At 65.3% G+C, this 23426-nt stretch carries 24 protein-coding genes and 1 tRNA gene; 15 read left to right on the top strand and 10 right to left on the bottom strand.

The window, feature by feature from the left end:
• The first annotated feature begins 448 nt into the window (after window positions 1-448).
• Window positions 449-516, top strand: a tRNA-Phe gene (locus A5636_RS04780).
• Between the two features lies 1 nt (window position 517).
• On the opposite strand, the gene A5636_RS04775 is transcribed toward A5636_RS04780, so the two are convergent.
• On the bottom strand, window positions 518-2170 hold the full coding sequence (locus A5636_RS04775) for a PE family protein (RefSeq protein ID WP_065157527.1): 1653 nt from the start codon (window positions 2168-2170) through the stop codon (window positions 518-520).
• Window positions 2171-2642: 472 nt separating this feature from the next.
• On the opposite strand from A5636_RS04775, the gene A5636_RS04770 reads away from it, so the two are divergent.
• Window positions 2643-2927 (top strand): GlsB/YeaQ/YmgE family stress response membrane protein, encoded by a 285-nt coding sequence (locus A5636_RS04770; RefSeq protein WP_065157526.1) that lies wholly within the window; start codon window positions 2643-2645, stop codon window positions 2925-2927.
• Between the two features lie 90 nt (window positions 2928-3017).
• Here the strand turns inward: A5636_RS04770 and A5636_RS04765 are convergent, their stop codons facing one another.
• Window positions 3018-3722, bottom strand: a complete 705-nt coding sequence (locus tag A5636_RS04765; RefSeq protein WP_367592376.1) for a heme oxygenase (biliverdin-producing) — start codon at window positions 3720-3722, stop codon at window positions 3018-3020.
• Window positions 3723-3943: 221 nt separating this feature from the next.
• On the opposite strand from A5636_RS04765, the gene A5636_RS04760 reads away from it, so the two are divergent.
• The 3 genes from A5636_RS04760 to A5636_RS04750 all read left to right on the top strand — a co-directional run bounded on the left by A5636_RS04760 (window position 3944) and on the right by A5636_RS04750 (window position 6169).
• Complete coding sequence (locus A5636_RS04760) at window positions 3944-4558, top strand: sensor domain-containing protein (protein ID WP_081287606.1); 615 nt, start codon at window positions 3944-3946, stop codon at window positions 4556-4558.
• A 107-nt stretch (window positions 4559-4665) separates the two neighbouring features.
• Window positions 4666-5334: a M15 family metallopeptidase gene (locus A5636_RS04755; RefSeq protein ID WP_065157567.1), complete on the top strand. Its 669-nt coding sequence runs from the start codon at window positions 4666-4668 to the stop codon at window positions 5332-5334.
• A gap of 22 nt (window positions 5335-5356) precedes the next feature.
• Window positions 5357-6169, top strand: coding sequence for a class I SAM-dependent methyltransferase (locus tag A5636_RS04750; protein WP_065157523.1), 813 nt, complete (start codon window positions 5357-5359; stop codon window positions 6167-6169).
• 12 nt (window positions 6170-6181) lie between these two features.
• Here the strand turns inward: A5636_RS04750 and A5636_RS04745 are convergent, their stop codons facing one another.
• A complete protein-coding gene (locus A5636_RS04745; protein WP_437339796.1) occupies window positions 6182-6901 on the bottom strand; it encodes a cutinase family protein in 720 nt (239 codons plus the stop codon).
• Window positions 6902-7262: 361 nt separating this feature from the next.
• Between A5636_RS04745 and A5636_RS04740 the strand changes: the two genes are divergently transcribed.
• Genes A5636_RS04740 through A5636_RS04725 form a run of 4 tightly spaced genes read left to right on the top strand, consistent with a single transcriptional unit; the run spans window position 7263 to window position 11247 of the window.
• Window positions 7263-8840: a methylmalonyl-CoA mutase family protein gene (locus A5636_RS04740; protein WP_065157522.1), complete on the top strand. Its 1578-nt coding sequence runs from the start codon at window positions 7263-7265 to the stop codon at window positions 8838-8840.
• Window positions 8841-9266, top strand: a complete 426-nt coding sequence (locus A5636_RS04735) for a cobalamin B12-binding domain-containing protein (RefSeq protein ID WP_065157521.1) — start codon at window positions 8841-8843, stop codon at window positions 9264-9266.
• A complete protein-coding gene (locus A5636_RS04730; protein WP_065157520.1) occupies window positions 9251-10207 on the top strand; it encodes an LLM class F420-dependent oxidoreductase in 957 nt (318 codons plus the stop codon). The genes A5636_RS04735 and A5636_RS04730 overlap by 16 nt, the downstream gene beginning before the upstream one ends.
• Window positions 10208-10254: 47 nt before the next feature.
• Complete coding sequence (locus tag A5636_RS04725; protein ID WP_065157565.1) at window positions 10255-11247, top strand: CaiB/BaiF CoA transferase family protein; 993 nt, start codon at window positions 10255-10257, stop codon at window positions 11245-11247.
• A 252-nt stretch (window positions 11248-11499) separates the two neighbouring features.
• Here A5636_RS04725 and A5636_RS04720 read toward each other — a convergent pair whose 3' ends face one another.
• Both A5636_RS04720 and A5636_RS04715 read right to left on the bottom strand, forming a co-directional pair.
• Window positions 11500-11808 (bottom strand): DUF4286 family protein, encoded by a 309-nt coding sequence (locus A5636_RS04720; protein WP_065157519.1) that lies wholly within the window; start codon window positions 11806-11808, stop codon window positions 11500-11502.
• A 20-nt stretch (window positions 11809-11828) separates the two neighbouring features.
• On the bottom strand, window positions 11829-12110 hold the full coding sequence (locus A5636_RS04715; RefSeq protein WP_065157518.1) for a 2Fe-2S iron-sulfur cluster-binding protein: 282 nt from the start codon (window positions 12108-12110) through the stop codon (window positions 11829-11831).
• Between the two features lie 117 nt (window positions 12111-12227).
• On the opposite strand from A5636_RS04715, the gene A5636_RS04710 reads away from it, so the two are divergent.
• Genes A5636_RS04710 through A5636_RS04695 form a run of 4 tightly spaced genes read left to right on the top strand, consistent with a single transcriptional unit; the run spans window position 12228 to window position 16370 of the window.
• Window positions 12228-13643 (top strand): class I adenylate-forming enzyme family protein, encoded by a 1416-nt coding sequence (locus A5636_RS04710; RefSeq protein WP_065157517.1) that lies wholly within the window; start codon window positions 12228-12230, stop codon window positions 13641-13643.
• Entirely contained in the window at window positions 13621-14526 is a 906-nt protein-coding gene (locus tag A5636_RS04705; RefSeq protein WP_065157516.1) for an acyl-CoA dehydrogenase family protein, read from the top strand. Before A5636_RS04710 ends, A5636_RS04705 begins: the two co-directional genes overlap by 23 nt.
• A complete protein-coding gene (locus tag A5636_RS04700; protein ID WP_065157515.1) occupies window positions 14513-15601 on the top strand; it encodes an acyl-CoA dehydrogenase family protein in 1089 nt (362 codons plus the stop codon). Before A5636_RS04705 ends, A5636_RS04700 begins: the two co-directional genes overlap by 14 nt.
• Window position 15602: 1 nt before the next feature.
• Complete coding sequence (locus A5636_RS04695) at window positions 15603-16370, top strand: enoyl-CoA hydratase/isomerase family protein (protein WP_065157514.1); 768 nt, start codon at window positions 15603-15605, stop codon at window positions 16368-16370.
• Window positions 16371-16442: 72 nt separating this feature from the next.
• Here the strand turns inward: A5636_RS04695 and A5636_RS04690 are convergent, their stop codons facing one another.
• Both A5636_RS04690 and A5636_RS04685 read right to left on the bottom strand, forming a co-directional pair.
• Window positions 16443-17246 (bottom strand): transglutaminase-like domain-containing protein, encoded by an 804-nt coding sequence (locus tag A5636_RS04690; RefSeq protein ID WP_065157513.1) that lies wholly within the window; start codon window positions 17244-17246, stop codon window positions 16443-16445.
• Window positions 17247-17334: 88 nt separating this feature from the next.
• Window positions 17335-18201 (bottom strand): proline iminopeptidase-family hydrolase, encoded by an 867-nt coding sequence (locus tag A5636_RS04685; protein ID WP_065157512.1) that lies wholly within the window; start codon window positions 18199-18201, stop codon window positions 17335-17337.
• Between the two features lie 106 nt (window positions 18202-18307).
• Here A5636_RS04685 and meaB point away from each other — a divergent pair, with 106 nt between their 5' ends.
• Window positions 18308-19192, top strand: a complete 885-nt coding sequence (gene meaB / locus A5636_RS04680) for a methylmalonyl Co-A mutase-associated GTPase MeaB (RefSeq protein WP_065157564.1) — start codon at window positions 18308-18310, stop codon at window positions 19190-19192.
• A gap of 12 nt (window positions 19193-19204) precedes the next feature.
• On the opposite strand, the gene A5636_RS04675 is transcribed toward meaB, so the two are convergent.
• Window positions 19205-19858 carry a response regulator gene (locus A5636_RS04675; protein ID WP_065157563.1) on the bottom strand — a complete coding sequence of 218 codons (654 nt, stop codon included), beginning with the start codon at window positions 19856-19858 and terminating at the stop codon, window positions 19205-19207.
• Between the two features lie 60 nt (window positions 19859-19918).
• On the opposite strand from A5636_RS04675, the gene A5636_RS04670 reads away from it, so the two are divergent.
• On the top strand, window positions 19919-21136 hold the full coding sequence (locus tag A5636_RS04670) for a sensor histidine kinase (RefSeq protein WP_065157511.1): 1218 nt from the start codon (window positions 19919-19921) through the stop codon (window positions 21134-21136).
• On the opposite strand, the gene A5636_RS04665 is transcribed toward A5636_RS04670, so the two are convergent.
• Both A5636_RS04665 and A5636_RS04660 read right to left on the bottom strand, forming a co-directional pair.
• Window positions 21126-22736: an FAD-dependent oxidoreductase gene (locus A5636_RS04665; protein WP_065157562.1), complete on the bottom strand. Its 1611-nt coding sequence runs from the start codon at window positions 22734-22736 to the stop codon at window positions 21126-21128. The genes A5636_RS04670 and A5636_RS04665 overlap by 11 nt on opposite strands.
• A 16-nt stretch (window positions 22737-22752) precedes the next feature.
• The gene (locus tag A5636_RS04660) at window positions 22753-23418 is read right to left on the bottom strand and encodes an IclR family transcriptional regulator (RefSeq protein ID WP_065157510.1); all 666 of its coding nucleotides are present in this window, start codon (window positions 23416-23418) and stop codon (window positions 22753-22755) included.
• Between the last annotated feature and the right edge of the window lie 8 nt (window positions 23419-23426).

The following is a 23426-nucleotide window of genomic DNA, read 5'->3' as shown; positions in this document are numbered from 1 at the left end:
TCAGCTCCGTGATCGATGGTGTCGCGGACACTTTTGGGACATATAACAAGCCCGTTGGTCCCAGCCGGAACACGGCCTCCACCGCTACCGCCGTCCGACCGACCGCTGTCGCTCTCGCGCCCTGCGGCCTTGGCGGCCTCGGGCGCTCGCGGTCTACCGGCGTCCGCGGCTCCGGCCGTGTTCCGGCTGGCCGTTCGGGTTGTGGTCGGTCCAAGAGGTAATTGCTCCGCCGCAGCGCCGATAGAGCGCACTGTCGGCACAGAGATGCTGGGCATCGGGTACCTACTCCCCGGGAGCCCAAGGCGCGCATCATCGAGTGATGGGCGGTGAAGGGTTCCCTGTCGGGAGTGCTGTCACCGTGTCCGGTTTCTGTCCGGTCGCCGGACAGACGGCATGCGTCAGACGCGCTCAGCGCGTCGTATTTGACGCATGAAAACCGTTAAACCGCAGGTCAGCGGCTAATCCGTCCGCCTGAAAAGCGGAAGGTCGGCGGTTCGATCCCGCCCCTGGCCACCAGTTACACACTCGGGAATGGCATCCCGGTCAGGATCGAATCGGCCGACTCGGCCAGGACGGTGAGCTCTAAACCGCCGGTGAGCGAGAGCAATCCGACGTTGGCGGCGATCGGGTTCCCGAAGGCGTTGACAATCCCCTGCAACGGCTGGCCGTTGGCCGCCTGTTGGAGTCCGTCCAGGAACAGGTTCACGTCATAGGACGGCAGCGAGATCAAGGCCGCGGTCGCGAGGTCCGCGGTCGGTAGCAGCGTGGCGTAGGCCGTCGAGAACGCGGTCGTCGCGGCGCCGACGATCTGCGTGTTGGCCCCCTTCAGGCTCAGCAGGACATCCGACAGCGATTGCGGCCAGGCGGGCAGGCCCGGGCTGCCTGTCGAGGGCGACAGGTCCAGTAGGGACGGCAGCTGCGGGGGACCCGCGGTGGCCAGGTCGTGTGCCGCCGCGGCAATTCCTTGCGGTATGCCGTGCAGTATGGCGGGGCCCAGATCAGCGGTGGCGCCGAGCGGCGGCAGAAAGCCGAACGGGGTAGCTACATTGGCCGGGCCGGTAGACCAGCCGAAGTTCGGGTCGCCGTAGCCCCAGTTGACGATTGGCTCGAGCACCGGCTGGATGAGGTCCGCGATCGGGTTTCCGACGAAGGGGATGGACCGAAGCGGATCCAGCAGTGGCAGATTCAGCGTCGGAATCATGTAGTACGTCGTCGTGGTAGCTCCTTGCGTCGGCAACACGATCGCCGAATTCAGTTGCGCCGCAGTGAGACTGTCGTAGGTCGTGTGCACGGTCACCATGCCGGCCAGAGCGTTCAGGTCGGAGAAGATATTGATCGGGTATCGCGGGAAGTCCGCCCAACCGTCGTATTCGATGGTGTAGCTCAGAGTCGGAAAGGAATTGGCGGGTGCCGCACCCAGAGTGGTAATCCCCAGACTCGGCAGGCTGAGGCCGGGAAAGCGCGCGTCCCAACCACCATTGGGATTCATCGAATTGCCGAGTAGGACAAAGTTGATGGGCAGCGAACTCGGCGTTCCGGTGGGGTCAAGCAATTGCATTGCCAGGGACGCAATATTTGCGCTCTGCGAATAGCCCACGATGTTGATCGCGTTTCCGGCGGCGAGTTGCTGTTGAATTGCGTTGTTCAAGATTGTCACACCGCGGGCGATCGAGACGTCCGAAGTCAGGTCTTTGATTCCGCTGTCCGGGAATTCCCCCGCGGGCAGCGCAAGTGCCTGCACCAGGCCTGCGGGGAAGTGCGGCGAGACGTAACGGGCGACGACGTTGGCGACGAAATCCGCCGGCGGTATGGGCGTCCCGCTCCCATCCATGACAAGGGTCACCAATCCGCTGCTACCGGAACTGAACATCGAGGTGAGACTGCTCACGTTTACGGATTCGGCTCCGGCGTATGCGCTAGCCGCCGTGACCAGCGAGCGGGCGAATTGCCGGTGAAGTGTGGCCACCTGGGAAATGGCCTGCTGGCCTTCCTTTGCGTAGGCATCCAGAAGGCTTGTGATCGCTACCGATACCTCGTCGGCAGCCGCCGATACCAGACCGGTGGTGCTGCGCGCAGCGGCGGCGCTGGCGGCGTCGACCGCCGTCCCGATCGCGGTCACTTGCGCTGCGGCCGAGGCCATTACCTGTGATTGCGCCCACACGTACGCCATGGGCCCATGCCTACCACGCGGGTTACGCCGAGATAGCGTGACTGGGCTGGTGTCCAGTCAATTCCCAGCTAGCGCAGAGCAATTCGGCCGTAACAGTCGGGCGGATTCAGCTGGCGACGGGTTTGATCCACTGCGGAGCTGCGTCGCGCGAGAACGTGGTAGTGAAGGGCATTGCATTGAATCCCTGATTACCGGGAAATGCCTCGCCGGGGGAGCAGAATGCGCACAGAGCGGGACTCAACGTGGGATAACCACACGCGGGGCACACACAAGTTTTCACTACTCCGGCTCCTGATAGGCGTAAGTCGAACGCACCTCCCGACTACCCTCGGCCTGCGCCCCCTAAACGCTTCTCTTGCAACGATTGTTGGCGCCAAACTCGCTAGAGATGGATGGTTACAAGCCCGCGAGTTTGGGGAACTCGGCCTTCCAGATGGTGTCCGATGGGGGCGCCGCGAGGATAGGAGCGAAAATGATCGGAACGATAGTTCTGGCGTTGGTCGTGGGCGCGATTATCGGTGTGGTGGCCCGGCTGGTCATGCCCGGTAGGCAAAGCATCGGCATGATGATGACGGTTCTACTTGGTGCCCTTGGTGGCCTGCTCGGCTCCGTGATCACCAGCCAGTTCGGTTACCACAACGCCAACGGCGGAATCGCCTGGATTCCGTTCTTCGTCGGTGTTGCCGCAGCGGTGCTCTTGATCGCCATCTACGAGGCCGTGACGGGACGCCGTACCGGGACCCGGCTGACCCGCTAAAAGTTCGGAAAGAGAGTCACGAGCGTAACGCTGCGGCGATTATCGAGAAGTAATTTCGCCGCAGCGTTACGCTCGTTTTTTTATGCGTCTTCAGCGCCGGTAGGCCGGCAGATTCTCCGCCAATTCATCGAACAACGCCCGGTTCAGATTGAAAGCCGTCTTGACCTCGGCGACCGCGCGACCGATGTCGGTCGCGTCCATCGCGAGGTTGTCCAGTCGGGCTCGGTACGCGTCCTTATACGGCTTGGCCCGCACCGGGAACTTGTAGAACGCCAATCCGGCGCCATCCAGACCGAATGTGCGGTTGAGCGTCTTGCCGATCGCTTGGCCACCCGACAGGTCGCCCAGATACCTGGTGTAGTGGTGGGCCACCAACGCACCGCCCCATGACGCGCCGGCCAGGCGGTTCCGGTAGGACTGGGCGGCCGGTGAGTCGACCTGCCGAACTGCGCCGGGAGCCCAAAAGTCGAGATCCGCGTCAATGGCGGTCACTCGCTCCAGCGCGGGGTCATACACCGAGGCGACCAACGGGTCGTCGCGCCAGGCGCGCACCGCAGCCTCGAGTGCGTCGTAGACCATGCGTAACCGCAGCAGGTAGTCGGCATAACCCCGACGGTTGACGCGTCCGGAAAGAAGTTCCGAAACGTACGGCGACTGCTCCGCGGCGTCATGCTCGGCGATCGAACCTTGCTTCATCGCGACGGAGAGAGGCGTGACGGTACCGGGCCCCCTCGGTGACCTGGTCCCGCCGGTCGCTACCTGCTCCTCCGCCGATGAGGCGCTGCTTTCGGACACGTCGCGACTGTAACCCCGGTCGATTTCACCGCGACCTGTGTGTGCGCCCGGCGGGACGCGCCGCCATCCGTAAACTGTCCGGCATGGCGTTGAGGCGGGCACGAGTCATTCGTATGACCGCCACCGGCGCGGTTGAAGCCATCAAGACCACTGAAGCCATCAAGACCACTGAAGCCATCAAAACCATTAAAGCCATCAAAACCATTAAAGCCATTAAAGCCATGGTCGCGGCGAGCTGCGCAATAGCCACCCTGGCAGGTTGCTCGCACTCGGCCACGCCGGCCAGCCCCAGTCCCACGCCCGGCTCCCGTGCTGACGCACTGATCGTCAGCATCGACGACGTCCGCCGGATCGCCAATTACGAAGAGCTGACGGCACATACGCATGCCGATCTGCGTCATCCGCCACCTAGTGACCTGAACGCGCCGGGACCCTGCCGGGCGGCCGGCATCAGCGATGTCACCTTCGGTACCGGCTGGTCGGAATTTCGCAGTGCGGGCTATCACGGGATCACCGACGATCTGAAGCCCGGCGGGCCGGCCATGATTCAAACAGTCAGTCAGGCTGTGGCGTTGTACCCCAATTCGAGCACGGCCCGGGGTGTGCTCCGTCAGTTGGATTCTTCGTTGCAAGACTGCGTGGACTTGCATGACCCGAATTTCGACTTCACCCTCGACCGGCCGGACTCCTCCACCGTGCGGATCAACGCGCGGGCGTGGAGTCACATCTACCGGGTGAAATCGGGGGTGTTGATGTCGATCGGCGTATTGGGCCTCGAGCCGGCTGACCAAATCGCCGGGACAATCCTGCAGAACGCCATGGATCGCGTCGGTTAAGGCTGGTGGGGCGCGGTTGGGTGCATCTGCTGCGGAGCTGCGCCGTGGCCGGACTCCTCGCGGCGGCCGCCGGACAGGGCGTCTGGCTCGAGTCGCCCCCACCCCGGATGGGCCCGTCGGTACGTGTCCAGCCCGTCCGCACCACGGTGCCGCCGGGTCCCAGCGTGCCACCCGTGAGCGCGGAAGCCCGTGCAGCGGGATTCGTCGACGTGCGCACCGTGGTTCCGGACGCGCTGATCGACCTGCGATACGCGACGACGAACAACTTCACCAAGACGCAGCTCTACCCTGCTGACGCTCGCTGCCTGGTGCATCAGTCCATGGCGCAGGGCCTCGCGGCGGCCGGGACCGCGTTGCGCCAGCAGGGGCATGTCCTGGTTTTCTGGGACTGTTATCGGCCACACGAGGTGCAGGTCAAGATGTTTCAGATAGTGCCCGATCCGACCTGGGTGGCCCGCCCCGGCCAGTACGCGCGGAGCCACGAGTCGGGCAGATCGATTGACGTGACCTACACCGCCGCGCGACCCCCTTGCCCGCCGGGCCAGGTGGTCAGCGGTATCTGCCTGGCCGACATGGGTACCGACTTCGACGAGTTCTCCGCGCGCGCCAACGCTTACGCGACGCAGGGGATCAGCGCCGAAGCCCAGGCGAACCGCAAACGCCTGCGCGACGCCATGACCTACGGAGGGTTGGCCGCCTACTCCGGCGAGTGGTGGCATTTCGACGGCCCCGGCGCCGGAGCCAATCAACCGATTCTCGACGTGCCGGTCAACTGACAGATCTAACTAGACTTCTCCCGTGAGTGAGCAACCTCGAGCTGTATACACCCACGGACATCACGAGTCGGTGCTCCGCGGTCACCGGCGCCGCACCGCGCACGATTCCGCGGCCTACCTGTTGCCGTCCCTGCGGCCGGGTCTGTCTGTGCTCGACATCGGTTGCGGCCCAGGAACAATCACCACCGACCTGGCCGCGCTGGTGGCACCGGGATCGGTGACGGCGGTCGAGATCACCGATGCAGCCTTGAACCTGGCTCGCTCCGAGGCGCACCGGCGCAACCAGACGAACATCTCGTTCGTCGTCGCCGACGTTCATGCGCTCGACCTCCCTGATGACGCCTTCGACGTCGTGCACGCTCACCAGGTGCTTCAACACGTGGCCGACCCCGTCCGGGCACTGCAGGAGATGCGCCGGGTGTGCGTTCCGGGTGGAGTTGTCGCGGTTCGAGACGCCGACTACGCGGGGTTTCTCTGGTATCCACAACTGGCGCCGCTGGATCGTTGGCTCGAGTTGTACGTTCAGGCAGCGCGTGCGAACGGCGGCGAACCGGACGCCGGCCGGCGGCTACTGTCGTGGGCCGCGCAGGCGGGGTTCGTGGACATCACACCGACCGCGAGCATGTGGTGCTACGCGACGGTCGAGGATCGCGACTGGTGGGGCGGCATGTGGGCGGATCGGATCCTGCACTCGGACCTCGCGCACCAACTGGTGGACACCGGGCTGGCGAATCGTCCCGAACTGGAAGAGATTTCGTCGGCGTGGCGGCAATGGGCGGCTGCTACCGACGGCTGGTTCGGTATACCGAACGGCGAAATACTATGCCGTGCCTGACATGACGTCCGGTCAGGAAAGGATGGCGTTGCTGGCGAAATCGGCGGCCTGGTTTGCCATGCCGCTGTCCCGATAGCTGCTGTGCGCGGCGCGGTTACGCCCGCCGGGGGCACATACCGGGTCCCCTTCGGCGCACAGTCGCAGCGTCTTGCCGGCGTAGAGCGGACCGATATTGATCGGGGGCGCGCTGCGGTCGACGAGATGCAGGAACCAATCGGAAGGAGGTGCGAACAGCACCACCGCGGCCACCTTGGACGCGACGGCGGGCGGCATCGGGCCGTTCACCCCCTCAGGCAAGGCAACGCCATCGGGTACCGAGTCGGACGTGGTGTAGGCGGCGACAGCCGCGCCCTGGGAGTAACCACCGAGCACGATCTTGGTGTTCGGACAGTTCTGGGCGCTAGCTTCGACCTTCGAACTTGCGTCGGCCACGCCGTCCACGGCCCGTGCGAAGTCCAGCGAGGCCGGGTAGTCGACCGGATCGATTGCGACGTTCTTGCCTGCCAGCCTGGCGTTGAGCGCATCGACGAACGCCTGCCCCGTGGCGCCTACGCCGGGGGCCTCAAATGTCCCCCGAGCGAACACCACAGTGACGTCCGGGCACCCCGGATCGGCGCCGGCGCGGGCGACACCGGTGGGGGGTCCCAGCAGAGCAATCAGCGTCACGACAACCACGGCCAGCAGCGGCGCCACCCGCGAAAACGACAGCGTGGGGGATCCAATGCGGCGCAAGGTCGACTCTTTTCGTCAGTTTGGGAGGTTCCGCCGATACGAACTCCTAGCGGAAGCAATTTGTTCCGCGCCCGCGGTCTCATAGGCGCAGGTTGAGCGTAAATCATCCGGGGGTGGCGCCGCACCGCACGGACGGCCGTCCCGGCGCCATTTGGTTTGCCGCATTTGTGCACGTGACAGCCGCGGCAGGCCGCTCCCCAACCACTAGACGGGCCCCACGCGTGTGCTCATGGTCACAAAACTTTCACGGAAGCCGGAAACGGCTGATTTTCAGTCCCATTCCGGCACCGCTTTGAAGCGTTTTCCCAGGTCAGCATAATGGTATTGGCATTCTCTTTTTTTGCAAGTACGTTATGCACTGATGGATAACGCAGCCCAGACCCCATCGGGCATACCGCTTGCGTCGGTGTATGGCCCGGCCGATCGACGCGCCGAACCGCCGCCGCCGGGCGAGTTCCCGTTCACCCGCGGCAACTTCGCCTCCGGGTATCGCGGCAAGCTGTGGACCTTCCGCCAATACTCCGGATTCGGAACCGCTGAGGAGTCGAACCGTCGCTACCGGTACCTGCTCGAGCAGGGCGGCACCGGCCTGTCCGTCGCACTCGACCTGCCCACTCAGTGCGGATACGACTCCGACGACCCCGATTTCGGGGAGGAAGTCGGGCGGGTCGGCGTCGCGGTGGACACCCTGGCCGATTTCGAGATCCTGTTCGACGGCATCCCGCTGGACAAGCTGAGCACCAGCATGACCATCAACGGCACGGCGGCGATTCTGCTGGCGTTCTACGTCGCGGCCGCCGAGCGCAAAGGGATACCGCGCGCCAAGCTCACCGGCACCATCCAGAACGACATCCTCAAGGAGTACGCCTCGCGCGGAACCTGGATCTGGCCACCCGAGCCGTCGCTGCGACTGATCGCCGACACCATCGAGTTCTGCGCGGCCGAAGTGCCGAGGTTCAACGCGATCTCGGTGGCAGGGGCGCACTTTCGGGATGCCGGCGCCACGGCGGTGCAGGAGATGGCGTTCACTCTGGCCGACGGCGTCACCTATTGCGACACGGTGGTCGAACGGGGCCGGATGACCATCGACGAATTCGCGCCGCAGATCTCCTTCTTCTTCTACACCCACGGTGACTTCTTCGAGGAGGTCGCCAAATACCGTGCGGGACGGCGCCGTTGGGCCACAATCGTGCGGGAGCGCTACGGGTCCAGCAAGGACAAGGCGTCGATGTTCCGGTTCGGTTGTGTGTGTGGCGGCGCATCGTTGTACGGGCCGCAGGCGCAGAACAACGTGGTGCGGGTGGCCTACGAAGCGATGGCGGCGGTCCTGGGTGGCGTGCAGTCGATGTTCACCGCAGCGTGGGACGAGCCGTTCGCGCTCCCCAGCGAGGAGTCCACCACACTGGCCCTGCGCACTCAGCAGATCCTCGCCTACGAAACCGGTGTGGCGCAGGTGGCCGACCCGCTGGGCGGGTCCTACTTTGTCGAGGCGCTCACCGACGCCACCGAAGCCCGGATCGTCGAGATCATGGCCGACCTCGAACAGCACGGTGGCATGGTCAGCGCGATCGAGGACGGTTACCTGCAAGGTCTGATCGCCGACGAGGCCTACCGGATTCATCAGGACATCGAAGCGGGCACCCGCCCCGTGGTGGGGGTCAACAGATTCGTCTCCCAGGAACCCGAACCCGATGTCGTCACCTACGAACTCGACGCCGAAGGCCGTGATCTGCAGCTCAAGCGCCTGGCCCAGGTCAAGGCCGAAAGAGACAGCGCCGCAGTGGGATCTGCGCTGGCCGCGTTGTCGCGCAGTGCCGAGGGAACCGACAACCTGATGCACAAGCTGATCGACTGCGCCAATGCCTACTGCACGGTCGGGGAGATGGTCTCGGCGCTCAAGGCGGTCTGGGGCGAATTCCAGCAGCCGGTGGTGTTCTAGGTGGCCGCCCGCATCCTGGTCGCGAAGCCCGGTCTCGACGGGCATGACCGCGGCGCCAAGATCGTCGCACGCACCCTGCGCGACGCGGGCTTCGAGGTCATCTACACCGGTATCCGCCAGCGCATCGAGGACATCGCGTCGATCGCGGTCCAGGAAGACGTCGCGGTCGTCGGACTCAGCATCTTGTCCGGAGCGCACTTGACGCTGACCGCCCGCACCATCGAGGCGCTGCGCGGCGCCGACGCCGGCGACATCGCTGTGGTGGTCGGCGGCACCATCCCACACGCTGACGTACCCAAATTGCTGTCTGCCGGTGCGGCGGCGGTCTTCCCCACCGGTACCCCATTGGACACGCTGGTGCGCGAGATCCGCACGCTGACTGGCACGCCTGAACCCGCACCGGAGGAAACGTGCGCATCGGAGTGATGATCGGCGCCGAGCGCGGCGATATGGCCCGCAAGGTCGCCCGGTTGGCCGCCGATATCGAATGGGCCGAAGCGGCGGGTCTGGATACCGCTTGGATGCCCCAGGTGCCCAACGATTTCGACTGCCTGACCATGGTGTCGCTGATGGCCGCGCACAGTTCGCGCATCGAACTGGGTACCGCGGTGGTGCCACTGCAGGCGCAACACCCGATTGCCCTTGCCCGCCAAGCGCTCTCGGTGCATGCGGTGGCCGGCAACCGGCTCGCCCTGGGTGTGGGACCGTCGCACCACTGGATTATCCGGGACATGCTGGGACTGCCGTATGAGAAACCGGCCGCCTACACCCGCGACTACCTGGAAGTGCTCAACGCCGCCATCAACGGGCCGGGATCGGTTGACGTTGAGAACAATTCGTTCACCGTGCACAATCCGCTGGTGATCGGGGCCGATGCGCCGATGCCGGTGCTGGTCGCTGCGCTGGGACCGGTGATGCTGCAACTGGCTGGTGAACTTACCGATGGCACCGTGTTGTGGATGGCCGACGAGCGTGCGATCGGCGATCACATCGCGCCGAAGATCACCAAAGCCGCCGCGGACGCCGGCCGTCCCGCGCCGCGGATCGTCGCGGGTATTCCGGTATGCCTGTGCGAGCCTTCCCGGGTCGACGAAGCCAAGGAACGCGCCAACCGGATCCTCGGCGAGGCGGAGGTGTCGCCTAACTACCAGCGGTTGCTCGAACGCGGCGACGCCCGGGATGTCGGCGACTTATGTGCCGCCGGCGACATGAAGCAGATATTGCACAGATTCCGCTCTTTCGCCGACGCCGGCGTTACGGACCTGTCGGTGCGGCTGTTGCCCATCGGCGACAACCGGGACGAACTCGTCGCCTCCAAGCGCCGCACGCGCGAAATGCTCGCCGAACTGGCCGCGGAGTTACGGTGAGCACACCTGGCCCCTTAGCCGGCATACGGATCCTGGAAGTCGGCACCATGCTGGCCGGTCCGTACGCCACCATGCTGCTCGCCGACCTGGGTGCCGACGTGACCAAGATCGAGCCGCCCGGGGGAGAGATATCCCGCGGGGTCGGCGACAGCTACTTCGCCAGCCTCAACCGCAACAAGTCCAGCCATTGTCTGAATCTGAACAGTGAGGCGGGACAACGCTATCTGGGCGGGCTCGTCGCGGAATCACACGCGCTGCTGGTGAACCTGAAACCGTCGGCCATCCGACGGCTGGGACTCACCTACGAGGCGCTGCGCCGCTACAACGAGAAGATCGTCTGCGTGGCCATCACCGGATTCGGGCTCAACGGTGGCGACGATCCGGCGTTCGACTACGTGGTTCAGGCCGGTGTCGGCATCGCGGCCCTGACTGGTGATCCGGCCGGACCACCGACGCTGCCCGGTTACTCGTCGGCCGACAATTCCACCGGAATGTCTGCCGCGCTGGGACTTTTGGCGAAGATCATCTCCGGCACCGGCGGGCAGGTGGACGTTTCGCTGCGCGACGTGATGTTCTCCCAGCTGAACTACCACGCGGCCGCCTACCTCAACGAAGGCGTCGAGCCGCAGCGCAGACCATACGGCGCCCACTCGTATTACGTTCCAGCACAACTATTTCCGACTGCCGACGGATTCCTCGCGCTGTTCATCACCCATGACGGATTCTGGAAGTCGTTCGCCACCGAGGCCGGTATCGGCGGGTTCGAGACGATGGCCGAGCGAGTGGCTCGGCGTGACGAGGTGCTGACCGTCGTCACGGCGATGCTGGCCACCGACACCGCGGCCAGTTGGGAACGACGACTGCGTCCACTCGGGGTGCCCGCGGCGGCGGTACGGACGCTGCCCGAGGCGCTCAAAGCGACCCCGGAAGTGGTGGTGTCCGCGGGGGATATGCGCCTGGTAGGCAGTCCGATCCACGTGGCGGGCTATGAGCCGGATTACCGGCCGCCGCCCCAGCTTGACGATGCCCCTCGGGCTTGAAGCTTTGCTAGAGGACGCCCCTCGAACGTGAAGCTAGCTTCACGCTGGGCGTCGAATGTGAAGCTAGCTTCACGCTCGGCGTGGGGACGACTCTTGGGAGTGAAGCTTGCTTGACGACGCGCCTCGAACGTGAAGCTAGCTTCACGCTGGGCGTCGAGCGTGAAGCTAGCTTCACGTTGGGCGTGGGGACGCCCTGACGCCCAGGCGCCTTAGCGCCCACGCACCAAACACGCAAGCCCTGGGCGCACGGACCTACGGCTGATAGTCCGTGATGACTTCGAGTAACCGCGGTATCGGCGGCGGATCGAGTTGCAGCGCACTGGACATGGTCAGCTTGGCACCGCTCATGCTCTGCAATATCGCCTGCAGGTCGTCACCCTCGACCTCGTACAGCGCAACGTAAGGACCCCCGCCGTTGACCGGCCGCAACCGGCGCGCACCGACGATCCCGGGCAGAGCAACAAGTTCTCGCAGATGCACCTCGTCGTACCAGGTGTTGTACTCCTGCTCACGGTCAGGCGAACTGGGAAAGGTCTCGACGTAGATGATGCCTCTGGCCATGCTTGCAGCCTCCCTGCTGACTACTCGTACCGCACCGTGATCGGCGTGATGTCCGGTATGCCCTGGCACGTCAGAATGTAGCCATCTTCGACTTCGTCGTCATCGAGAGCATCGTTGACCCGCATGGTCGCGGTGCCTTCGGTGAGCCTGGCCATGCACGTTCCGCAGTTACCCGCCTCGCAGTTGAACGGCGGCTCCAACCCCGCCCGGCGGGCGCTTTGCAGCAACGTCTCACCCGGAACCAGCGAAACCGTGACCTTCTTGCGGTCCAGGTGAATGGTTATCGTGCCGGACTCCGTCATGACCGCCTATCTGAGATTAGTTGCATTCTTCACTATAGAGAATACTATTCTCACAGGACGATAGGATCTTCTCAACCTTGTTTGACCTTGTCCCCAACCGCCGGGAGGACCGAAGACGTGAGCGAGCCGGCCGCGCTCGTGTTCGAGGATCGGCAATTTACCCTGCCCCAGCTCGCGGCGCTGGCCGACGGGCTCGCCGCCAGCCTGCGCAAACGTGGCGTTCGCGCCGGGAATCGGGTCGCGGTGATGTCGTCCAACCGGCCGGAGTTCGTTGCCGTGATCGAGGCGATCTGGCGCCTGGGCGCGGCCGCGGTTCTGCTCAGTCCGGCGTGGAAACAGGGTGAGGTTCAGCACGCGCTGACGCTGACCGACCCCGCGCACGCCGTCGGTGACCACCCGGTGCTGGCGGAGCTGATGCCGATGTTGCACCTGGACGAACCCACACCGCCTGCGGAACCAGCCACCGATGCCCGGCGGCACGGCGACGATGCGGTGCTGGTGTTCAGTTCCGGAACCACCGGGCTGCCCAAGGCCGTCCGGCACACCCACGCGTCACTGGACGTGGCGGTGCGGCAGTGGCGCGACGCGCTGCGGCTTACCGACCGCGATCGCATCCAGATCGCCACCCCGCCGTCGCACATCCTGGGCCTACTCAACATTCTCACCGCACTCCGCACCGGAACCTGGCTGCGGCTACACCCGCGCTTCGACATTCACCGGATGCTGCACCACATCGAAACCGACCGGATCACAGTCGAAATGGCCGTCGCACCAATCGCGTTGGCCGTCGCGTCGCATCCCAGACTCGAAACCTACGATCTGTCGTCTCTGCGGTACATCATGTGGGGCGCGACGCCCGTCACCGCCAGCATCGCCGAGACGGTGACCAGGCGCACCGGCATCGGCTGGGTTCCCGCCTACGGCACCACCGAACTTCCCGTCATCACCTGCAACCCGCTGGATGGTGCGCGGCTCGATACGGTGGGTCGTCCAGTGCCCGGTGTCGAGTTGCGGGTGGTCTCGCTGCAGACCGGCGAGCCGGTCAGTCCGGGTGAGGTGGGGGAGATCCAAGCTCGCTCGGATTCAATGATGGCCGGTTACCTACCCGCCGCTGCGACGGCCGAAGTCCTCAGTGGCGGTTGGTATCGCACCGGGGATGTCGGGTGGGTCGACGCTGCTGGCTGGCTGCGAATCACCGACCGGCTCAAGGAAATGATCAAGGTGCGCGGGTTCCAGGTCGCGCCCGCCGAGATCGAGACGGTCCTGCACTGTCATCCGGGGGTGAGGGACTGCGCGGTCTTCGGCGTGCCCGACGGCACCAACGGGGAAGCCGTAATCGCCGCTGTCGCTGCCGACCGGGCCTGCGAGACAGCAGATTTCGCCAACGAGCTGACCGCTCGGGTGGACGCGACGCTGGCATCTTACAAACGCCTGAGCCGGGTGGTGTTCGTCCCAGACATTCCTCGCCTGCCCTCTGGCAAGGTGCTGCGCAGAGTACTCAAGGAGAGCTATGGATGTACGTCTGACCGCTGAACAACAGCAGCTACGCGACGCTGCCGCCAAGATGGCTGACGATCTCGGGCCGGGAGCGGTGCAAGACTTGGCCGACCAGACCCGAATCACCCGGCTGGACAAGCAGATTGATCTGACGGGCTGGCGGTCTTTGCGTTCGGACGGAGCCTCGGGGGTGGAAGTGGCGATCGTCACCGAGGAATTCGGCCGCCGACTGGTCGACGCACCCTTCCTGGGCCCGGTGCTGGCCGACGATCTGGCACGCCACCTCGACGGCGGCATCGATGCGGCAACGATCGCCGTGGACGATCGGGCCATCGACACTCGCGGGTACCGGCGTGCTCTGTTGCTTGCCGGTACCTCCGTCTCGGCCGACGACATCGAAGACGATGGCGGTGGTGCCGACCTGACCCGCGTATGCGCGGGACTCACCGGAGCACCGCGACCGCTGGGCGAGATACCCGCCGAAGCCGCGCAACGATTTGCGGCCCTTGCGTTGGTCGCCACGGCCGCCGACCTGGTCGGGTCGGCGCGCGGGGCACATGCCGTTGCTTGTGACTACGCGAAAATCCGTGAGCAGTACGGTAAATCGATCGGGTCGTATCAGGCGGTGGCACATCTGCTGGCGGAGAGCATCGCGCTGATCGAGGGTTCGGTGAGCGTGCTGCGCCATGCCGCGTGGGCTGTCGACGAGCTCGACCCGACCGAAGCCATTCAGGCGGCCCGGGTGGCGAAGACCTACTGTGCCCGCGCCGCCCGAACGGTCTGCGAGACCGCCATTCAGGTGCACGGCGGCATCGGCAATACCTGGGAGTGCCTGGTGCACGTATATCTGCGCCGGGCACTGACATCGACCGAGCTGTGGCCGGTCAGCCTGAAGGAGGTCGCTCGTGGACTTTCGTGACTCGGCGCAGGAAGCAGAGTTCCGGGACCGGCTACGATCCTGGCTGGCTTTGCACGCCACGGAGTTCGGTGGCTCGGGTGACGAGTACTGGGCCCGCCAGGCGCAGTGGCACCGCGCCCTGTACGAGGAGGGATTCTTCGGGCTGTCCTGGCCGCGCGAGTACGGCGGGCGGGAACTGCCGCCGGTGTACGACGTGATCGTCGACGAGGAATTGGCCCGCGCCGGCGCCCCGCCGCGACCCAGCGTCGGCTATTTGGTTTTCGGCATCGGCCGGCACGGCAGTGATGCGCTGCGGCAACGGTTTCTGCCCGGCATCATCAACGGCACCGAGCGCTGGTGTCAGGGTTTCAGCGAGCCGGGCGCGGGTTCGGACCTAGCGTCGCTGACCACCACCGCCACTCGCGACGGTGACAACTACGTCATCCATGGACACAAAATCTGGACCAGTTACTCAGACGTTGCCGACTGGTGTCTGTTGCTGGCCCGTACCGATCCGGACGCCAAACGGCACCGCGGCCTGTCCGCGTTCGTCCTCGCGATGAAACAGCCTGGCGTTCAACAGCGTCCGCTTCGGATGATCAACGGAGTCACCAACGAATTCGGTCAGGTGTCCTTCGACGGCGCGACGGTGCCGGCCGATCGCATGGTGGGCGCGCCGGGGGACGGCTGGGCGGTCGCCATGACCGTGGTCGGGCACGAACGCGAACCGTCCACCCTCGGTTACGCGGCCCGCTACAACAAGCTGGTCCGAGAGTTGGTGGCCCGCAGCGACGGTGAGGTGAGCGACGAGCTCGCATGGGCCGCGGTGGAGGCGGAGATGCTGACGCACCACGTGCGGCGCCGACTATCCGAACAACTCGACGGGGTATCGCACGGCCCGGAGGGCTCGCTGGACAAGCTGTTGATGACCTGGGTGGAACAGTCGGTCGGGCACGCCGCGCTGGCCGTCGGCGGTACCCGCGACCCGGATCTGCTCAGCGCCTACCTGTACAGCCGCGCGCAGAGTGTGATGGGTGGGACATCACAGATACAGAAGAACATCATCGCCTCACGAATCCTGGGATTGGGAGTCTGACGTGTACGACATGCCAAGCGAAATCGACGTTCGTGCCGACGGTGCGCTGCGCATCATCACGCTCAACCGCCCCGACGACCTGAACGCCGTCAACGACAATCTGCACGTCGGACTCGCGCGCCTCTGGCAGCGGCTCACCGATGACGCCTCGGCCCGTGCCGCGGTGATCACCGGCAGCGGCAAAGCATTCTCGGCAGGTGGCGATTTCGCGTATCTCGCCGAGTTGGCCGAGGACGCCGACCTACGTGCCAAGACCATTCGAGACGGCCGCGAGATCGTGTTGGGCATGGCGCGCTGCCGAATCCCGGTGATAGCTGCGGTCAATGGTCCCGCGGTTGGACTCGGCTGCAGTCTGGTGGCGTTGAGCGACCTCGTGTTCATCGCCCCCGACGCGTTTCTCGCCGATCCGCATGTGCAGGTGGGTCTGGTGGCGGCCGACGGCGGCCCACTGACCTGGCCTCTGCACATCAGCCTGCTGCTGGCCAAAGAATATGCGTTGACGGGCACCAGGATTCGCGCCGAGCGGGCCGTCGAACTCGGCCTGGCCAATCATGTCGTCGACGATCCGCTCGCCGAGGCGATCGCCTGCGCGGAACGCATCATGGGGCTCCCGCAGCAGGCGGTGGAAAGCACCAAACGGGTGCTCAATATCCACTTAGAACGCGCTGTGCTGGCCAGCCTGGACTACGCCCTGTCCGCAGAGCATCAATCGTTCGTGACCGAAGATTTCCGCGCGATCGTCAGCAAGCTCAACTCTGGGAAGAACTGACGAACCGATCGGCTCTGCAATCTCTCGCGCGCGATTTCGCCGTGTGGTCGGGATCGCGAAACTGAAAGCCCCTCACCCCAGGCAGACGAGGTCTTCGACTGAATCGCGCGGTAGGGAATCGGTGATGACCGCCGTGATCATTGTTTGGGTGAGCTCGATGGACCCGCCGTGGTTGTCCAGGAAGGCGGTGTCGGCGGCGTCCCGTCCGGTGGCGATCCGCACCATCGTCTGACGTGGCGCCAGGCAGGTCGCGTCCACCACACGCCACTTTCCGTCGACCAACGCCTCGGCCACCGCGTGGAAGTCCATCGGTTGGCAGCCGGGTGCGTACACCGCGACCAGGCGGGCGGGCACATTGACCGCCCGCAACAGCGCGACCACCAGGTGGGCGTAGTCACGGCACACTCCTGCGCCGGCGAGCAGGGTGTCCGCTGCTCCATCGATCGGATCACTGGATCCTGGAACGTATTTCAGCCGGGTCCCCACCCAGGAGGACACCTTCTCCAGCAGGGTCACGGAGTTGGTGTACTGGCCGAACTCGGTGGCGGCGAAGCCGAAGAATTTATCCGACTCGGCGTAGCGGCTGGGTCGCAGATAGGTCGAGATGTCGATGTCGTGGACCGGCGGGGGCTCCGCCGTTCCGACCACCGTGGCTTCGTAGTCGACCTGAAGATCACCTACCCCGACGTCGGCAGCGTGGATCCGGGTGCCGTGCTGACCGCTGATCTCCCGCAACGAAATCGGTTCACCGTCGAGGGTGGCCGTCAGCGACTCGCGCACGTCCAACCCGGGCAGGCAAGCGACCGCGATCTGGAACTCCAGCGACGTGGGATCGGTCACGTTGACCCGCAGGCTGGCGCCGACCTCACGCTTCATCGCGGCCCCCTTGTTCCGATTCCTTCGCGGCTGCACGGCTTGCAGCCAATCACGCTGCGTCTATACCCGCATCTCCTAGCGCCAATCCCTAGTCGTATCGACGAAGGAAGTCGCGCATTACGGCGTCGAACTTCGCCGGCTCTTCGATGAATGGCAGGTGGGCGCTCTTCTCGAAGAATTCGAACCGCGAACCGACGATGTGCTCGTGCATTTCCCGCATGTCGTCAGGAGAACATTCATCGAACCGGCCCGCGAGCAGCAGAGTCGGTAGCGTGATTTCGCGCAGGCGGTCGCGTACATCCCAGTCCCGAATGGTCCCGACGATGTGAAAGTCGCTGGGGCCGAACATCGTCTCGAAGATTTCGGTGCCCATGTTCTGGAATGCCTCAAGGAGATCCTTCGGCCAGGGCAGCGCGCGGCATAGGAATGTTTCGTTCCAGGTCATGATGGCGGCCTGATACTCCGAAGCATGGGTGGTCCCAGCCGCTTCGTGGTGATCGATGGCGTGCCGGGTTGCCTCGTCCAACTGAGACTTCAGCCGCGTCACGTGGTCGGCGAATCGGGGTATGGACGCGGTGCTGTTGGAGATGGTCAGACTGACCGCGCCGGATGGAACGTCGAGCACATACTGTTGGGCCAGCATGCCGCCCCACGAGTTGCCGAAGATGTGGAAGGCGTCCAACCCCAACCCCCGGATAACGGCATCCATCTCGGCCACCGAACGCTCCATCGTCCAGAGCCCGGTATCGGACGGTCGATCGGAGTTACCACAGCCAAGCTGATCCCAGAAGAGCACGGGCCGCTGGTCAGCCAGGCGTTCCAGAGAATTCAGGTAGTAGTGCGGGAGTCCCGGACCGCCGTGTACGACAAGCAACGGCAAACCAGCACGGCCTGTGGTTGTCGGGCCCACTCGCTTGAACCAGACCCTTCCGCCGGGCACCTCGATCGTGTTCAACCGGCCCTCCTAGTGCTTCCTTGCAACTCAGACTCTCACAATGAGAGAATAATGTTCTCGATTCTTGGTCACTGACTGGAGCATGCCCGTGCCCGAAGCCGTCGCCATGGACGTCTCCGATTTGATTGCCAAGGCGCGCAGCGGCTCTCCGCGCGCCGCCGGTCGCCTGCTCAGCCTGGTCGAGAGCGAACGCCGTGCCGAAGTGTTGGCCGGCATCGGCCCGATCACCACGAATATGGCCCGGGTGATCGGTATCACCGGTCCACCGGGGGCGGGCAAGTCGACGACGATCGCCGCGCTGGTCGGCGCGTACCGGGCCCAGGGCAACCGGGTGGCCGTCTTGGCCGTGGACCCTTCGTCGCCGTTCAGCGGCGGCGCGCTACTGGGCGATCGTATTCGAATGACCGCGCATATCAACGATTCTGATGTGCTGATCCGCTCGGTGGCCAGCCGCGGTCATCTGGGTGGCCTGGCGGCGGCGGTACCCGCAGCCATCCGACTCGTCGGCGCCATCGGTTATGACGTGGTTCTGCTGGAGACCGTCGGGGTTGGACAGTCCGAGATCGAGATCGCCGCCGTCGCGGATCCAACGGTTGTCATCCTCAATCCCGGGGCCGGTGATGCGGTGCAGGCCGCGAAGGCGGGACTGCTGGAGGTCGCTGACATCGTGGTGGTGAACAAGGCCGACCGGGAAGGCGCCGAACAGACTGTGCGGGATCTGCGGGCGGAAACCAAGGCCCCGATTGTGAGCCTCGTCGCCGCGCGGGGTGACGGACTGACGGATCTAGTGGCCGCGATCGATGCTCATCATCGCGCCGACAACCGCACCCGTCGGCTGGCCCGTGCCCGGGCCCAAATCCTTTCCCTGGCACAGACATTGCTGCGGACGCGGACAGACCTGGACCAGTTCGCCGAGGCGGTGGTCGATGGCCGCGACGATCCCTATACCGCCGCAGCGCGGCTGTTATCACCTGCACCGCAACAGGAATGAGCGCTCAAGCGGCTAATCAAGCAGCCCCTGGCGCATTGCCTCGGCGACCGCGGCGGCCCGGTCACTGACGCCGAGCTTCTCGTAAAGCCGCTGCACGTGAGTCTTGACCGTGGAAGGCGCCACGAATAGTTCGCCGGCGATCGCGGGAATGCTCTGGCCGCGGGCGATGCGAACGAGTACCTCACGTTCGCGTGCGCTGAGCACCGGGGCGTTCGGTGCCGCGCGCTGTCGGATCTGCCCGGCAAGGCCACCGACCAGCGACGGTGTCACCACGTCGCGACCTGCTGCGCAATCAAGCACCGCCTTGACGATCTCGGTGCGCGTCGAATCCTTCAACAGGAACCCGGCAGCGCCCTGTTGCAGTGCCTGGTACACGATTGCCGACTCGTCGTGCGCGGACAGCAGTAGCACCCGGGTCGGCAATTCGTTGTTGCGCACCGCGGCCGCCACCTGCGCGCCGTCCATGCCGGGCATGCGGTAATCCAGCAGGGCGACGTCGGGCAAATGCTCCTTGATCAATTCGAGGGCGGCCGAGCCGTCGTCCGCCTCGCCGACGACATTCACCGAACCGCTCAGCGAAAGCGCGCGTACCACGCCCTCTCGGAACAGCGGGTGATCGTCACCGACGACCACCCGCACCTTTTCAGGCGTCCCCGCGCCATCCATGGCGATGAGTGTAGCGGCTGCCGGCAAAGGCTGACCGGTGCTCGTGAGTACGGTGGTTCCGTGGCGACCAGTGACGTCGAACTGGACCGGGTGCGCAGCGCGCACCGCCTGCGGTCTTACCGGATAGCGTCGGTGCTACGAATCGGTGTCGCGGGCCTGATGATCGCTGCCACGCTGATCGGAACCCGGCGGTCGGAGTGGGCGCAGCAATGCATCTGGATCGGGGTGTACGCGTTCACCGCGGTGTGTTCGCTGGTGCTGGCATACGGGCCGTCCCGCCGGCGGATCGGCATGGGGCCGGTGGACGGGATGCGACGGTTGGAGCCGTTCGTGTTCACCGCCATCGACGTGGTGGCGCTGACGGGTTACCAGGTTCTGTCCAGCGACGGTGTCTACCCGTTGCTGATCATGACCCTGTTGCCGGTGCTTGTCGGCCTTGATGTTTCGACTCACCGGGCGGCTGTGGTGCTGGCCTTCACATTGGTCGGCTTTGCACTGGCGGTCGTCGAAGACCCGGTCATGGTGGCCGCAATCGGGTGGCCCGAAGCCATCTTTCGGTTCGCGCTGTACGCATTCCTGTGCGGTACCGCGCTGGTGGTGGTCCGTATCGAAGAACGGCACACGCACTCGATCGCCGGGTTGAGTGCGTTGCGGGAAGAGTTGTTGGCGCAGACGATGACGGCATCGGAAGATTTGCAGCGTCGGATCTCGGAGTCCATCCATGACGGAGCGCTACAGGACGTGCTGGCTGCCCGCCAGGAGTTGGTCGAGTTACAGCTCGAGGACCCCGACGATGATCGGGTGGGCCGGGCGTTGGCGGGGTTGCAGACCGCATCGGAGCGGTTGCGGCAGGCCACTTTCGAGTTGCACCCGGCAGTTCTCGAGCAGGTGGGTTTGGCAGCTGCGGTGCAGCAGTTGGCCGGTTTCACCGCCGCCCGCTCGGGTATCGAAGTCGCTACCGACATCGACTACCCGATCCGAAGTGATGTCGACCCGATCATGTTCGGTGTGGTCCGCGAGTTGCTGTCCAATGTTGTGCACCATGCGCGTGCCCGGCATGCCTCGGTGACCCTGCGGATCAACGGTCAGAGCTGCGTGCTGGACGTGGCCGACGACGGTGTGGGGGTCAACGACGACACGATGGCGCGGCGGCTGGGTGAGGGGCATATCGGCCTGGCCTCGCATCGCGCGCGCGTGGACGCCGCCGCCGGAACTTTCGTCTTCCTTGACACGCCGGTCGGCACGCACGTTCGGGTGGAACTACCGCTCAAGGCTTGACGGACTCGCCGGTGGCGGCCGCGTAACCTGCGCGATACCCGAAAACCATTGCGGGGCCGATTGTTCCGCCGGCGCCGCCGTAGGCCCGGCCGGTTGCCCCGGCCATCGCGTTGCCCGCAGCGAACAATCCGTCGATGGGTTGGCCGCTGACATGCAGCACGCGACCGTCGCGGTCGGTGCGCGGACCGCCCTTGGTGCCCATCGCACCGATGTGCACCGGCACCGCGTAGTAGGGGGCGGTGTCGATGGGGCCCAACGTCTTTCCTGCCAGCGTGGTGGCGCGTTGGTCACCCCAGTAGCCGTCGTATGCGCTGGAGCCGCGACCGAAGTCGGGGTCGGCGCCGGCCGCGACGTTCCGGTTCCACTGCTCTACGGTGCGAGTCAGCCCGGCCGCATCGATGCCGGTCTTGGCGCCCAACTCAGCGAGGTCGGCCGATTCGCAAAACCAGTCAGGCACCGGCGCACCCGGCGCGACCCCGAGAAATCCGTAGTCGCGCAGATGAATTGAATCGAAGACCATCCACCCTCGGTCGTTGACGTAGCCGCCGCGGGGATCGAGGTAGTGGAACGCGCCGGCCATCGAGTTGTAGTCGCAGGCTTCGTTGACGAACCGGTGGCCGGCCTGGTTGACGATGATGCTGCGCGGTCGGGTGCGTTCGAGTCGCACACTGCGGCTGCGTTGCTTGCCTTCGATGGTGTCGTTCGGTATTCGCACGATGGGCACCCACCATGCCTCACCCATGTTCGCCAGGTCTGCGCCGAGCGCCATCGCCATCCGGAGGCCGTCACCGGTGTTGTTCGGCGGCGAGACGGCGCCGTGCATCGGCCCGCGCAGAAAAGCCTGAATTAGCGCGGAATCCCATTCGAATCCGCCGGTGCCCAGGATGACACCGCGGCGCGCGCGAATATCCATACTGCGCTGGGGTCCGGCGATCCGGACCCCGACGACTCCGCCGGACTCGACGATGAGTTCGGTTGCGCGCGAGTTGGTGCACGGCGTCACCCCCAGGTCCAGCAGACCTTTCAGCAAACCGGCAATCAGCGCCGTGCCGGCCACACATAATTCGCCGGCCCGTTCCACTTCGGCATGCAGACGGGCTCTGGTTTCGGCGTCGAAACCGACATTCGACCAGTCGGCGGGAAACGCCGTAATGCGGGCGGCCCAGTCACCGATCTGGCCGAGGTCGAACGGGGCCGCACTCAGCGAACGGCCGCCCGCTGGCTGCCCGCCCGGCAACTCGGGTTGGTAGTCGGGGAAGCCGGTAGCTACCTCGAAGCGCAGGGCGCTGTGGTCCTCGACGAAGTCGAGCATCGACGGCCCGGTGCGCACGAACGTGTCCACCAATGTGTCGTCCATAGAGCCGAAAGACTGCGCGCGCAGATACCGCAACGCATCGTCGACCGTCAATTCCCGGTCAGGGCAACGGTTATGGGCCGGAATCCAGGCAATCCCGCCCGAGACCGCAGTGGTGCCGCCGACGGTTTCGGCCTTCTCGTACACCTGCACGGTTGCGCCGGTGCCCGCTGCCGTCAACGCGGCGGTCAGGCCGGCAGCACCACTGCCGAGCACGACGACGTCGTATTCGTGATCCCAGCGAATCAAAGGCATGGTCCCTTCAGCTCAATAGCGTGGACAGCCGCTCTGCGGCCCTGATGACGGCGTCCTTGCCGCGCATCACCAGGTCCTCGCGATGCGATATCAGGTTGATGCACGTAGGCGGCGACGGGGCGGGGCGGTGCACCGGCACCGCGAGTCCGTAGGTGTTGGGTTCGATCTCACCGTGCGTCGTGATCCAACCGCGCTGGCGTGCGGCGGTGACCAGGTCGCGTTCGGCAGGGCGCGGAGGCATGCTCGCCAGCAGCGCGATTCCGGCAGCGCCCCGGTCCAGCGGGTAGCGACTGCCTTCGTGGAAGGCGAGTTGGTAGGCGACCTGGGTCGGCACGATCACCGCGATGGCGACCTGTTCATCGCCCTCGGCCACCAACAAGGACACGGTGGTGCCCAGTTCGTCGGCGAGCCCCCGAAGCGTCGGCAGGCACAGTTGACGCACGTTGTGGTCGAACGACGCACCGAGCGTGGCCAGGCCGGCCGCCGGCCGAAAGCGGCCGTCCTCACCCTTGGAGACCAGCCGAAATTGGGCCAGGGTGGACAGGAGCCGGTACGCAATGGTCCGGTGCACTCCGACCTGGTCGGCGACCTCTTGCATGGTGAGGCCGGTCGAGGAGGTCGCGACCAACTGCAGCGCGGTGAGTCCTCTGGCCAGCGTCTGGGAACCCGTCACGCTCTTGA

This window comes from Mycobacterium asiaticum (genome assembly GCF_001673315.1).
Lineage (GTDB): Bacteria > Actinomycetota > Actinomycetes > Mycobacteriales > Mycobacteriaceae > Mycobacterium > Mycobacterium asiaticum_B.
This window is presented reverse-complemented; position numbering and strand designations above follow the sequence as displayed.